Here is a 13,973-nt window from a genome sequence, read left to right as displayed (position 1 = left end):
CTTTTTAAACAAGGAGCCTGCGCGATATGGAATTTGCGGTACCGTTATTGGAACGATTCTTGCATGCCATTGTACAGTTGTTGATCAACCCTTTTTACTATATAGGCGTTGTGTTTATCCTGCTTCAATACCGGAAACAGGTGCAGTTAGAGCGAAAGCTGTTTCATACGAAGCTGCACTCCCTCTTGGACGAGACATGGCGAACGTTGCTTTGGGGCTGGGCCTGCGGTATGGCAGCATCAATCGTCATGATGTTCATCGGCGTCAGTGTAGCAGCTGAAACGATCATGCTGCTGTGGGTTACTTCCCTCGTGCTGTTGTTATTTCGCGTCCGCTTTCTGTGCTTCGCCTATGCGGCTGGCATACTGGGGATTGCCCACTCCATTTTGTCATGGCTTCCTAACCGGGCAGAGCTGGAAGGGAGCGCTCCAATGGTTCAGTGGTTAGGGCAAGTGGATGTCCCCTCACTCCTGGTCATTGCAGCTGTGCTTCACCCTCTGGAGAGCTTCTTAGTGGGGATGCAAGGAGCAAGAATGGCAAGTCCTCTTTTCCTGGAAGGCAAGAGAGGCAAAATCGTTGGAGGCTACCAGCTGCAAGGCTTCTGGCCGGTGCCGATGTTTTTACTGGTGCCGTTCTCCGGCGGAAGCACGGAATCGCTGCCTTGGGGAACGATGCTGCATGCAGATTGGAGTGCGGGCTGGAGTCTGCTGGCTTTTCCTGTCATGATCGGATTCACCGAGCTGACGATTTCCAAGCTGCCGAAGGCTCAAACCAAGCTAAGTGCGAGCCTGCTTGCTGTATATGGCATCGTTACTTTACTACTTGCCTGGGGTGCCGCCCTGTGGACGCCGCTTATCATGGTCTCTTCCCTACTGACCTTGCTTCTGCATGAAGCCTTAATCAGATACAGTCAGTGGCGGGAATTAAAGCAGGTTCCGTTCTTCGTGCACGGTTCCCGCGGGCTTATGGTGCTGGCTGTCATTCCTAAGAGTCCTGCTGAGGAAATGGGGATTCTTGCAGGTGAGACGATTTCGAAGGTAAATGGTCATGCGGTTGCTAATAAGGCGGACCTTCATGCGGCTATTCGCATAAATTCTGCTTTTTGCAAGTTAGAGGTGCTTGATCAGCGAGGAGAGGTACGATTTATGCAGCGTGCTATTTTCTCTGGAGACCATCACCAGCTAGGGATTATCCTGGCACCTGACCAACAAGCTCTCTATTATATGGAGCACAAGCCGCAACATTTGTTTTCCTACTTGCGCGGCAAGCTGACCGGCGTATCATCCAATCAATCGGGGAAGCCGATGTGATGAACAACAAGACCCTGGTTCTCTCAAGGAGAAGCAGGGTCTTTTGGCAGGCTCGGGGTCAGATCTTCACGCAGTACGATAATTTCCACACGTCGATTCTTGGCGCGGTTCGCATCGCTGTCATTGCTGGCTCTAGGCATGGTATCGGCATAGGCGGTAGCTACGAATTTATGCTCATCGATCCCTGCCGTGTCGCTGAAATAGCGGAGCACGGAGAGAGATCGGGCGAAGGAGAGTCCCCAGTTGTCCTTGTAAGGAGAGCCCGTCGCAAGCGGGATATCGTCTGTATGGCCTTCGATGCTGACCTTGGATTGCAAGGTTGGAAATAGGGAAGCCAGCTTTTGCAGAATCGGGTACGAAGCAGGCTTGAGATCGGCTTTGCCCAGATCAAACAGGAACAAATCGTTCAGGGTAATGGCGACGCCGCGATTGGTGTCGACAGCGGAAACATCGGCCTCTAAGTTTTGATCTGTGATGTACGTTTGAACCTGCTGTAGGAGATCTTGAAGCTCCTTTTCTTTCTTTTCCTTCTCGGAAGCCTTAGGAGCCTCCGTGGGCTCGGGCGTCGGTGCAGGTGTCGGTTCCGGCTGCACCGCATTATCTTGTTTGGGCTCTTCTGTGTCCTTTGTGTCGGCATCACCTTGTGTAGGGGTCATTTGCCCGCTGATGCCCCGGCCTTGGTCAAGGATCGAGTCGGCTTTTTGAAATTGCAGGTTTAGCGCCTGAGCTAGAACGGAATACTTTTGAACATCGAGTTTACTCATGGCGTACATAATGATGAAGAATACAAGAAGCAGCGTAATCAAATCGGCGTAGGTGATGAGCCAACGCTCATGGTTGACGTGTTCCTCCTGTTTTTTACGCCTCCTCGGCATAGCTTCCACCTGCCTCTCGGGACGTTCCTTTCGACATCTTATCGTGAAGGAAGGAGTTTAGTTTCTTCTTGATCAGTTGAGGATTTTCACCGGCTTGCAATGCGAGAATGCCTTCCAGCATCAGCTCCATTTCGGACGTTTCCTCCTTGCTGCGGAGCTTGATTTTATTTGCGATAGGCAGGTAGATCAAGTTGGCGCTCATAACGCCGTATAGAGTAGCTGTGAATGCGACCGCAATAGCGGGTCCGAGACTGGAGGGATCGTCAAGATTACCGAGTACGTGAATCAGTCCCATGACCGTGCCGATAATGCCCATTGTAGGTGCATAACCGCCTGCCGATTCAAATATTTTTGACATGTTCTCTTTCTCATGCTCGATAGCATCCATCTCCAGCTCTAGAATTTGTCGAGCTAGTTCGGGATCAGTTCCGTCTACGACCATCATAAGCCCTTCTTTAAGAAATGGATTGGCATGCTCCTGGGCTCTTTGCTCAAGGGCCAGAACCCCTTCCCGTCTAGCGACGGTGGCCATGTCCACAATTTCTTCTATCGTGTGGGAGGGATCGCTTTCTGTTTTCATGAAGGCAATTCGCAGCGCTTGAGGTACTTTCGTGAGTATACGTCCGGGGAAGCTGACCGCAACCGCACCAAACGTGCCTCCGAACACGATCAGCATGGCACTGGGGATGAATAGAGATCCAAGGTGCCCGCCGTCCCACATATAGCCTCCGATTAAACCTGCCAGGCCCAATACAAGCCCTAAAATCGTTGTTAAGTCCATGGTTGTACCACTCCTCATTGAACGTTTGATAAATGGTGGATGCGCCTGTGCTCAGCAGATATTGCCGTTTGCAACGAATTTGATAAAAAGGGTATAATAGGTAGAAACGAGAACAAACATTCCTATGGATGAAAAATAAGGAAATGCTTGTTAAGACACCTGATGAACTGTATAAATATTGGAAGTAATACATGTAGTATCGGAAACCGAAGACATAAAGTTTATAGATAGTTTGATATATCCAAAGTGCGGGTGATAAGGATGAATGATATTCAAATCAGTTCCAAGAAGTTCGAATTAGTGTCGGAGTTTGCACCTCAAGGCGACCAGCCTAAGGCGATCGAGGAGCTTGTCCGGAGTATCCAGGCCGGGAACAAGCATCAGACGCTGCTTGGTGCTACAGGAACGGGGAAGACGTTTACGGCGGCGCAATTAATCGCCAAGTTGAACAGACCGACCCTGGTGATTGCTCACAATAAGACATTGGCTGCGCAGCTGTGCAGCGAGTTTAAGGAGTTTTTCCCTAATAACGCGGTATCCTATTTCGTCAGTTACTACGACTACTATCAGCCGGAAGCTTATATTGCTTCCTCAGACACTTATATTGAGAAGGATTCCAGTATCAACGAAGAGATCGACAAGCTCCGTCACTCCGCAACCAGCTCCCTGTTTGAGCGCCGCGACGTCATCATCGTAGCGAGCGTTTCATGCATTTACGGTTTGGGTTCACCGCAGGAGTACGGTTCTTTGCTGCTTTCTTTGCGTGTCGGCATGGAGAAGTCGCGCACCGAAATTTTACATCGTCTCGTTGATATCCAGTATCAGCGCAATGACCTCAATTTCGTGAGGGGGACGTTCCGGGTGCGTGGAGACGTGGTCGAGATTTTTCCTGCGTCGCATGGCGAACATGCGGTTCGCGTCGAACTGTTCGGAGATGAAATTGAGCGGATTACAGAGATTGACGTTCTGACGGGAGAGATTATCGGGGAGCGTGATCATGTTGCCATCTTCCCTGCATCCCACTTCGTTACTAAAGAAGAAACGATGAAGCTCGCGCTTGTCAATATTGAAAGAGAGCTCGAAGAGAGACTTGCGGAGATGAGCGAACAGGGCAAGCTGCTGGAAGCCCAGCGCCTTGAGCAGAGAACGCGGTACGATATTGAAATGATGCAAGAGATGGGCTTCTGCTCCGGAATCGAGAATTACTCGGGACCGCTCACGTTCCGCGAACGAGGGGCAACGCCGTATACCCTGATGGATTATTTTCCGGAGGATATGCTGTTCATTGTCGACGAATCCCACGTAACGCTGCCTCAAATACGAGCGATGTATAACGGAGATAGAGCGAGGAAGGAAGTGCTGGTTGATCACGGCTTCCGTCTGCCGTCCGCCTTGGATAACCGTCCGCTGCGTTTTGAAGAATTTGAGGATAAGATCACGCAGATCGTGTATGTATCGGCAACGCCTGGACCCTACGAGCTGGAGAAATGCCCGCAGATGATTGAACAGATCATCCGTCCGACTGGCCTGCTCGATCCGATCATTGAAGTGCGTCCGACGAAAGGGCAGATCGATGATCTGCTTGCGGAGATTCATGACCGGATACGCAAGGATGAGCGTGTGCTTGTTACAACATTGACGAAGAAGATGTCCGAGGACTTAACCGATTATTTAAAAGAGGTTGGTATCAAGGTTCGTTACCTGCATTCGGATATTAAAACATTCGAGCGAATGCAGATTCTGCGTGACTTGCGTTTGGGCGTGTTTCATGTGCTTATAGGTATCAACTTGTTGAGAGAAGGACTCGATCTGCCGGAAGTTTCGCTGGTAGCGATTTTGGATGCGGATAAAGAAGGATTCCTACGTTCGGAACGTTCCATGATCCAAACAATCGGTCGCGCCGCTCGAAATGCTGACGGCCGTGTCATCATGTACGGTGATAAGATCACGGACTCCATGGAAAAGGCAATTAGCGAGACGAATCGGAGAAGATCCATGCAAGAAGCATATAATCAGGAGCGGGGCATTACACCGCAGACGATTGCCAAGAAGGTCCGTGATGTCATTGAGGCAACAAAGGTTGCCGAGCAAAAAGCGGATTACCTCACAGAAGTTAAAGGCGCTAAGATGTCCAAGAAGGATCGGGCTTCGCTGATTGAGCGCTTGGAGGCGGAGATGAAAGAAGCGGCCAAGAACCTGCAGTTTGAGCGGGCAGCCGAGCTTCGCGACGCACTAATGGAAATGAAAGCGGAAGCCTAGCACTCATAGATGAGGGATGGAGAGGAAGGATACCCCGTGTCCAGAGATAATATCGTCATTAAAGGAGCGAGAGCTCATAATTTAAAAAATATCGACGTGACCATTCCGCGGGATAAGTTTGTCGTGCTGACAGGGTTAAGCGGCTCAGGCAAATCGTCGCTCGCTTTTGATACGATTTACGCAGAGGGGCAGCGTAGGTATGTAGAGTCGCTGTCCGCTTACGCAAGACAGTTCTTGGGCCAGATGGATAAGCCGGATGTAGACTCCATTGAAGGGCTGTCTCCAGCGATCTCCATTGACCAGAAGACGACAAGTCGTAACCCACGCTCTACGGTTGGTACGGTGACGGAGATTTACGATTATCTCCGGCTTTTGTTTGCGCGGATTGGAAGACCCCATTGCCCAACCCACGGTATTGAAATTACGTCGCAGACGATCGAACAAATGGTGGACCGGATTATGGAATATCCGGAACGGACCAAACTGCAAATCCTGGCACCTTTAGTATCGGGCCGCAAGGGAGAGCATACCAAGCTGCTGGCGGATATTCAGAAGCAGGGCTTCGTGAGGGTGCGGATCAATGGAGAAACAACGGATCTCGCCGAGAAAATCGAGCTCGATAAGAACAAGAAGCACAACATCGAAGTGGTCGTTGACCGAATTGTCGTCAAGGATGACGTGCATGCAAGGCTTGCTGACTCGTTGGAGACAGCGCTGAAACTGGCCAACGGCCGAGTTATCGTCGATGTCATTGACCAAGAAGAACTGTTGTTCAGCCAAAATCTGGCTTGTCCGGAGTGCGGATTCAGTATTGAAGAATTGGCGCCGCGGATGTTTTCGTTTAACAGCCCATTCGGCGCATGTGCGGAGTGCGACGGACTGGGCAGCCAAATGATTGTGGATCCTGAGCTTCTCGTTCCGAACAACTCGCTTACGATTGAAGAGGGAGCTTTCGAAGCTTGGGCAGGCAGCACATCGAACTATTACCCGCAGTTTCTTGCCGCTGTGTGCGAGCATTACAAGATTCCCCGGGACCTCGCGGTATCGGAGCTCTCTAACGATCAGATGAAGGTGCTCCTCTATGGAACTGGAGGCGAGAAAATCCGGTTTCGTTACGAGAACGATATGGGAGCGACGAAAGAAGCTTTAGTTCCATTCGAGGGCATTATCCGCAACCTGGAGAGAAGATTCCGGGATACATTCTCCGAAGGAATCAGAGAGCATATTCAGACGTATATGAGCACGAAGCCTTGTCCGAAATGTAAGGGCCAGCGTCTTAAGCCCGAAACGTTAGCCGTGACGATCAATGGCAAGAATATCGCACATGCGACGGCTCTTTCAATTGGTGAGGCTCAAGAGTGGTTTGAAGGGCTGCAGCTTACCGATAAAGAGAAGACCATTGCGCATCTGATCTTGAAAGAAATCAACGCGCGTCTGGGGTTCCTTGTTAACGTTGGGTTGGATTATCTGACGATGCATCGAGCGGCGGGTACGTTATCCGGGGGTGAAGCCCAGCGGATTCGTCTCGCTACGCAAATCGGCTCCAGTCTGATGGGAGTTCTCTATATTCTCGATGAGCCAAGTATCGGTCTTCACCAACGCGACAATACACGACTCATCAGCACACTGGAGCATATGAGAAACTTGGGCAATACGCTAATCGTCGTTGAGCACGATGAGGATACGATGATGGCTGCGGACTATATCATCGATATTGGCCCAGGAGCAGGTATCCATGGCGGACAAGTGATTGCTCAGGGAACTCCCCAAGAGCTGATGCAGGATTCGAATTCACTCACCGGTCAGTATTTGAGCGGCAAAAAGTTTATTCCGGTACCAGCAGAGCGTCGCAAGCCTAATGGCAAATGGATCGAAATCAAAGGTGCTAAGGAAAACAATCTGCGCAACGTGACCGCGAAGTTCCCTCTGGGAGTGTTTTCGGCAGTAACGGGTGTGTCGGGCTCCGGGAAAAGTACGTTAATCAATGAGATTCTATATAAAACGTTAGCGCGTGAGCTCAACGGAGCCAAGGTACGTCCTGGCGAGCATAAAGAGGTTCTGGGACTGGAGCATATCGATAAAGTCATCGATATCGACCAATCTCCAATCGGACGCACGCCGCGTTCCAACCCTGCGACATATACAGGTGTATTTGACGATATCCGTGACCTGTATTCCAACACGACGGAGGCCAAAATCAGAGGCTACAAGAAAGGTCGCTTCAGCTTCAATGTGAAGGGCGGACGATGTGAAGCCTGCCGCGGCGACGGCATTATCAAGATTGAGATGCACTTCCTTCCGGATGTCTACGTGCCTTGTGAAGTCTGCAAAGGCAAGCGCTACAACCGGGAGACGCTAGAAGTAAAATACAAGGGCAAGAGTATTTCTGAGGTACTCGGGCTCACCATCGAAGATGGCTGTGAGTTCTTCAAGAACGTGCCGCGCATCCACCGCAAGCTGCAGACGCTGCTGGACGTGGGGCTGGGCTATATGACGCTCGGCCAGCCGGCAACGACGCTGTCCGGGGGCGAAGCCCAGCGTGTGAAGCTTGCGGCGGAGCTGTACCGCCGCAGCACGGGCAAGACGATCTATATCCTCGATGAGCCCACTACGGGGCTTCATATCGACGATATCGATCGTCTGCTGAAGGTGCTTCACCGTCTCGTAGAGAACGGTGAAACGGTGCTAGTCATCGAGCATAACCTCGATGTGATTAAGACGGCGGACTACCTTATCGATCTGGGACCTGACGGCGGAAGCCGCGGTGGACAGATCGTAGCGACCGGCACGCCGGAAGATGTTGTGAAGGTGGCCGGGTCCTACACCGGCCAGTATTTGAAGCCGATCCTCGAACGGGACCGCGAGAGGTCGGAGGATTACGCCAAGCGTCTGGAAGTTCTGGAGGACGCAGTAGGCTAGAAGTCTTCTGTGAAAGAAGACCAAAGCTTCGATTCGCACTTGAGAAGAGAAGAGAAATTTAAAGTGAACGTTGAATTTAACGTTATATTAGAAAGTATCAACAGTGAAAAGCTTGGAGTCCGAATGCCCATGAGGCGTTTGGGCACCAGGCTTTTTATTCGTCTATCGGAGAGTGCGAAAGAACACTTTATAAAAAAACGCTATTTTTTATAAAATTATCGCCCCCAATTCCGTATAATTTTTGGGAATAACAGGGGATTTGTTAATATTTACGAGAAAGGAACAGGCTTCGACAATTTAACCCTCTATCTTAATTTTAAGTGTAAGCTGTATAATAAATGTGTGAGATGTGTACGTAGGATGGAAAAAATCATGTGGAGGCGCTTTCATGAAAAGAACGCTTGAACTTCAGCAACTAGTTTCGCAGTTGGGGATTGATCCGCAAAGGTACCTGGCATGGAAAGAACAAGAGCTGCTAGATGAAGTCAGCATGAACATAATCCTAAATGAACACACCGTAGATATCGTTTATGAGCTGGCGAAGTAAGGATAATAACGCCGGATATTGAAACAAGCGTGGATGGCCTGGTACGGGCGGCTGCGCTTGTTTTTTACTATTTATAGAGGCGTCCATCAATCATCGAGTAAAGGAGGAAGTAGACTACTTATAGCCCGTAAGAGAGCCCGTAAGAACAAGCTTCTTCAATAAGCGAGTTCATTACAAATTACTAGGTAACAACCTAAGTTTGTACGTATCGCTAGGCGTTATAAATCTGTCTACATTTGGACATCGTATACTACGTGACAAGATCTTTGTAAAACAATTGGTGACAAACTTGTTACACATCCGGGAATCACTTGATTCTTGCGCCCAATCAGGCTAACATAGTATTAAAATAGCAGAAACTGTGCCATGCACCGAGTATTAAGAGGAGGTCTCGCAATGTTTTTAGCGGAAGAAGCGGCAGCAGCAACAAGCACATACAGTACCTTTGATATTTATGTGCTGATCTTCACATTGGTCATCGCAATTGGTTTTATCAGACAGCTGATTCAACCAAAGAGAAATTATTTTGCAGTCGGCTTTGCCGGTGTCGCTTTGCTCGTATTCGGCATCATGGATGTCGTCATGATCAAAGGCTGGTAATCAGCTCAGTACTGACTGAAAATCAGGGAATACATGAAGAAAAGAAAGCCCGCAGAGAAGCCGGTATTACCGGAATCTGCGGGCTTTTTCTATAGGAGTGAAGGCTGCTAAGCCTTACACCCACCACATTTCGCCAAGAGGCTCACGAATAAGAACTTGCTGCAGGTTCTGAACGGCTTTGGAGAAGCCTTCATCAACCGACATTAGACCATCTTCGTGCTCAATGCTTACAACGTAGTCGTAACCCACCAGACGAAGCGCGCTGATGATGTCCGCCCAAGTTTTCAGGTCATGACCGAAACCTACGGAACGGAACTGCCATGCGCGGTCCAGCATGTTGGCGTAGGACTGCATATCCGTCAAACCGTAGCGGTTTACGTTGATCGGATCAATCGTGGTGTCCTTCGCATGGAAGTGATGGATGGCTCCAGCACGGCCAAGGATTTGCACCGCTTGAACCGGATCAATCCCTTGCCACCACATGTGACTCGGATCCAGGTTGGCGCCAATGACTTCACCTGCAGCTTCGCGCAGACGCAGAAGCGTAGCTGGTGTATGTACAGAGAATCCGCCGTGGAGCTCAAGCGCGATCTTGATGCCGCGGTCCGAAGCGAACTTACCTGTTTCTGTCCAGTAAGGGATGACTTTCTCTTCCCACTGCCATTTCAGAACGTCTTGGAAATCGTTCGGCCATGGAGCGACAGGCCAATTCGGATATTTAGCATCTTCATGATCGCCTGGGCAACCGGAGAAAGTAGTAACAACAGGAACTTCCAGACGCTGAGCAAGCTCAACAGTTTGAATAAATGTATCGTGATACTCTTTCGCGATTTGCTTTTGCGGGTGCAGCGGGTTGCCGTGGCAGCTCAGCGAGCTAATCGTAAGTCCGCGGGATTCAACCGCTTTCTTGAATGCTTTAAGCTTCCCTTCATCGGCCAGTAATTCTTCCGGCTTGCAGTGAGCGTTACCAGGCCAACCGCCGGTTCCAATTTCAACGGCATCCAGACCTTTCGCAGCTACATAATCCAGAGCTTCCTCAAAAGGCTTGCCGCTGAACAGAACCATAAAAACGCCTAACTTCATTAGGTACACCTCCAAATATGAGTAGAAAACTACCATTACAAATTATACCACTACAACTATGCAAAATGAAACAAGCCCTTGTAGATACGGAAAACCGTTTCATAGTTGGAGCTGTAAATAATGACGGAGAAGGTAACGAGCGCTTGGGTGATCAGGCAGCGCATGTAGAAATAGGTCTTCGACACTTTCTTCTTATTTACGGTTGTCAGCTTCAGAAGATTTTCCACAGCAAGAATAATGCCATGATAGAGTCCGTAGAACAGATACAGCCATGTAAAGCCATGCCAAATCCCGATCGAAACCATAATCACAACAGACAACATGGAAGCGACCCAACGTGAGGGAGCTTTACGCGAGAAGAACATAAAGATATGATCCCGGAAAAAATCACCCAATGTCGCGTGCCAATTGCGCCAGAATTGCGTCATGGACGGCGAAAGCAGCGGCTTTTTGAAGTTCTCAGGAACGGTGTAGCCCATCAACCGGCCAAACCCGATGGCGATATCCGAATAGCCGGAGAAATCAAAATAAATGATCGCATAGAACCAAACCATCAGGAACAGTGACTGATGCGTATGCAGGTCCTGCTTCAGCACTTCGTTAAAGATTCCAGTCATCCAGGTGACGACGACCATCTTTTTGAACATACCAAGAATAATTCGTTTCACAGAAGCCTCAAACAATGCGGAATCAACGCGATACGGCTGCTTCGTATCCGCCATGAAGTCCCGGAACTTCAAGATTGGACCCGATGTGAAGGTCGGAATGAACAAGATATAATTGCCGTAATCGATAGCGGGAACCTCGCCCTCTTTACCGAAGAAGTAGGCAAAGTAGTAAGCATCAATCACTTTTAAGACATTGTAGATGAGGCCTAGATAAATAATAGTATCGAAGAGCGGATGATGAAAGATATCCATCACGAATAATCTGACGCCAAGAAACACACCGGCAACATTGGCTGCTATCGCAAAAATAAATGTCGCCTTCCGCCATACGGCTGTGCGGCACAAATACACAAATCCGCCGTAGTTGATGAGCGTATAGACGGTGTAGAACACACAAAGCTTTTTACTGAAAAACAGTAGAAAGAAGAGGCTGAATACAATCATAAGTATTCGCTTGTTATTTGCCCACTTGCGTGTGAGCATCAGAACGGCAATCATCCCAGCCATGGCGACAATCGCGTTCATATTCATATAAAACATAGCTGATAAACTCCTCGCAGCTGCGGCACTACCTCCAGGTCAATCAAGCGCAGCAGCTAGAATTTCTCGTAAATAAACAGGCCTTTCCCCGTGAAATACGTCAGTACAAAATAGAGCATCACGAGATAAATTAGGATTTCGAAGGCTTTTCTAAGGAATGAAGCCATGCGTCAACCTCCTTCGTAAAGAGAGGCGCTCCGTCCTCGCGGTTAAGATGAACAAGATCATGGAAGTATTGCGGTTCGTAGTGGTCTAACAAATCCAGCACCGGCACATGAGCCTGTTCCAGTTGAGCATTTACTGTCTGCTTCAGGGAGGCGACATAAGGGGGCTGCTCGTAGCCTTTATTCCAAGGCATCCAGATGACCCTTAGCGTTAGGTTATGGGCTTTCGCGTACTCAAGCACCCACTGAAGCGCATCCAAGTTGTCTTGGAAGTCCTTCAACGTCATCCAGCCGAACCGTTTATCATAATCCGCCCACTTCTCCTTGAGAGCAGCATCGTCGATTCGGTTGTGGTAGAGCTCCTTGTCGATCCATCTTGGCTGGTAGGCGAAAGGATCTGATTTGCTTAGCTTCAATGTCTCAGGAAACTTGGCGCAAGCCTCCATACGGGAAGCATCCTGCTTCGATAACCCTTCATACAAGGCGCATGCGAACTCCGTGCCGGAATCGCGGAAATAGTCTCGGTACGTGTATACATAGGGCTGATACCAAGGCTTGAACCATGGATAGGTGGGATCGGTCTCCAGGCTGTCCAGCATGGTATGTACGTCAATACCGACAACAAGCTCGTCTTGCACATGGTACAGTCCGCGGTCCAGAATCTCCTTCAGGTCGGTGATTTTGCCATAAGACAGCCCCATCTCAATAAGATGAGAATCCGACTGTTCCTCGATATAGGCTGCAGTGACAGAGGAGTTACCGAAGAAAACCGGTCCCGATTGGGACCAGTTATGATGGAAAAGCGTTTTAGTAAAATCATTTTTATAAAAACGGCGTGAGCTCACCATCGGATTCCACCAGGAAATCAACAGATCAGAGACGATGAGAGCGAGCAGCAAGCCCAGTACAAAGCCGTTTTTCTTGAGAAAAGCTGCAAACTTCACGAAGATCACTCATTATCAAATGGATTGGAAGAACGGCGACGGGACAAAGCCTCATTCAGCCGTTCACGTAGAACGTGTTATTTCTTACAGAGACTTCTCTTGCCAAGCATGGTACTGCTCGCGGAATGCAGCCGGCCAGAGCTGCTCGTCGAGGCCGTATTGAGCCAAGAACGCGAATGCCCAACGTTCGATACCAAAGCCGACACAGCCGGTCACCGCATTCCGTTTGCCCATTTTGATATTAAAAGCATTACCGAACGTATTGCTGTGGAAGTTCACAGAGCTGCAAGCGATGGACTTCTTAATTGAAGGAATCGTCAAGCGAAGCTCGTATTTCATTTCCTGGTTGCGCTGGAAGGAGGCTTTTACTTGGAAATCGTTCGTGAAGAAAGGATCGTTCGCAATTTCCAGCAAGCTGTCCACATTCCACTCTACGGCCAATTCCTTCAAGTATTCGATGGACTTCAGGCGGTTTTCTTTCACAAAATCTGGCTTCCCGACGAAAATAATCTCCCTCATTGAGAAATCAAGCAAGCGACCAAAGTCCGTATGATTCTTGGACTCGAAGCGGTGGCACTTGGCAATCGCCGTCACGACCACGCCCTCGCCTTCCAAAATTTCATCCTGCAAACCTTCATAACAGTGGTAACAGGTCGAAGGATTCATCGTGAAATTCGGCTTCGGCATGTTACGGTCTAGTTCCAGCTGATGATCCTTGTTCCAGCCACCGGCTTCGCGAATGGATTGCGAGAACGTCTCAATAACATCAAGGTCTTCCCTGAGGTGAGTCAAGAAATGAATGTGCTCCGGAAAGGAGGTAAAGTGATTCGTTTTATTCAGTGTCTCCGCATGAATAACAGCCGGATAGGATTCCTCTTGGAGTCCTTCGAACCTCTTAGCAATCTTGGTTACAAAGGAATAGTCTAAAAAGCGCATCAAGCTGGAAAAAGGTTCTCGAAATATAAACAGCCCCGGCTCCAGCACCTTAATGGCTTTTCGTTCTACCAGCTCGGCGATAATGTCGCCTTCGTACGGCGTATCTACCTTGTGCTCAAACAAGATATTTTCTTTAAACCCGAAATCGCCTTTGGAAAAACGCTCGATGAGCCGTTCCACGCGCTCGGTAATGGCCTCGTTACCTGCGGGAGAATCGTGCTCGATATGGATGTGTCCGTCTTCGATACGAATATCTCGGATATGTTCATCAACAAAAGCAGAAGCGTACTTGAGCTGTCCGTGCTGGCTTTCAGCCAAGCGCTCCAGAGAGATCTTACATGGCATGG

11 protein-coding genes are annotated in these 13,973 nt (G+C 49.3%); 5 read left to right on the top strand and 6 right to left on the bottom strand.

Translation table 11 applies throughout. The features are described 5' to 3' along the window. Positions 1-26: 26 nt before the first annotated feature. Positions 27-1,310, top strand: a complete 1,284-nt coding sequence (locus L0M14_RS27140; RefSeq protein ID WP_235119511.1) for a PDZ domain-containing protein — start codon at positions 27-29, stop codon at positions 1,308-1,310. Between the two features lie 23 nt (positions 1,311-1,333). Here L0M14_RS27140 and L0M14_RS27135 read toward each other — a convergent pair whose 3' ends face one another. Further along, positions 1,334-2,185: a flagellar motor protein MotB gene (locus tag L0M14_RS27135; protein ID WP_235119510.1), complete on the bottom strand. Its 852-nt coding sequence runs from the start codon at positions 2,183-2,185 to the stop codon at positions 1,334-1,336. Further along, positions 2,169-2,966, bottom strand: a complete 798-nt coding sequence (locus L0M14_RS27130) for a flagellar motor protein (RefSeq protein ID WP_235119509.1) — start codon at positions 2,964-2,966, stop codon at positions 2,169-2,171. The genes L0M14_RS27135 and L0M14_RS27130 overlap by 17 nt, the downstream gene beginning before the upstream one ends. Before the next feature lie 261 nt (positions 2,967-3,227). Between L0M14_RS27130 and uvrB the strand changes: the two genes are divergently transcribed. The 4 genes from uvrB to L0M14_RS27110 all read left to right on the top strand — a co-directional run bounded on the left by uvrB (position 3,228) and on the right by L0M14_RS27110 (position 9,291). After that, entirely contained in the window at positions 3,228-5,225 is a 1,998-nt protein-coding gene (gene uvrB, locus L0M14_RS27125) for an excinuclease ABC subunit UvrB (RefSeq protein WP_235119508.1), read from the top strand. A gap of 36 nt (positions 5,226-5,261) precedes the next feature. Continuing rightward, positions 5,262-8,144 carry an excinuclease ABC subunit UvrA gene (uvrA, locus tag L0M14_RS27120; protein ID WP_235119507.1) on the top strand — a complete coding sequence of 961 codons (2,883 nt, stop codon included), beginning with the start codon at positions 5,262-5,264 and terminating at the stop codon, positions 8,142-8,144. Between the two features lie 388 nt (positions 8,145-8,532). After that, positions 8,533-8,691 carry a hypothetical protein gene (locus L0M14_RS27115; protein WP_235119506.1) on the top strand — a complete coding sequence of 53 codons (159 nt, stop codon included), beginning with the start codon at positions 8,533-8,535 and terminating at the stop codon, positions 8,689-8,691. Between the two features lie 396 nt (positions 8,692-9,087). Continuing rightward, a complete protein-coding gene (locus L0M14_RS27110; protein WP_235119505.1) occupies positions 9,088-9,291 on the top strand; it encodes a DUF2759 family protein in 204 nt (67 codons plus the stop codon). A 114-nt stretch (positions 9,292-9,405) separates the two neighbouring features. Here the strand turns inward: L0M14_RS27110 and L0M14_RS27105 are convergent, their stop codons facing one another. The 4 genes from L0M14_RS27105 to L0M14_RS27090 all read right to left on the bottom strand — a co-directional run bounded on the left by L0M14_RS27105 (position 9,406) and on the right by L0M14_RS27090 (position 13,971). Next, on the bottom strand, positions 9,406-10,374 hold the full coding sequence (locus L0M14_RS27105; RefSeq protein ID WP_235119504.1) for a sugar phosphate isomerase/epimerase family protein: 969 nt from the start codon (positions 10,372-10,374) through the stop codon (positions 9,406-9,408). 56 nt (positions 10,375-10,430) lie between these two features. Then, positions 10,431-11,582 (bottom strand): MBOAT family O-acyltransferase, encoded by a 1,152-nt coding sequence (locus L0M14_RS27100; RefSeq protein ID WP_235119503.1) that lies wholly within the window; start codon positions 11,580-11,582, stop codon positions 10,431-10,433. 130 nt (positions 11,583-11,712) lie between these two features. Then, positions 11,713-12,690 carry an SGNH/GDSL hydrolase family protein gene (locus tag L0M14_RS27095; RefSeq protein ID WP_235119502.1) on the bottom strand — a complete coding sequence of 326 codons (978 nt, stop codon included), beginning with the start codon at positions 12,688-12,690 and terminating at the stop codon, positions 11,713-11,715. A gap of 84 nt (positions 12,691-12,774) precedes the next feature. After that, positions 12,775-13,971 (bottom strand): class-II aminoacyl-tRNA synthetase family protein, encoded by a 1,197-nt coding sequence (locus tag L0M14_RS27090; protein ID WP_235119501.1) that lies wholly within the window; start codon positions 13,969-13,971, stop codon positions 12,775-12,777. Between the last annotated feature and the right edge of the window lie 2 nt (positions 13,972-13,973).

The organism is Paenibacillus hexagrammi (genome assembly GCF_021513275.1).
GTDB classification, from domain to species: Bacteria; Bacillota; Bacilli; order Paenibacillales; family NBRC-103111; genus Paenibacillus_E; species Paenibacillus_E hexagrammi.
This window is presented reverse-complemented; position numbering and strand designations above follow the sequence as displayed.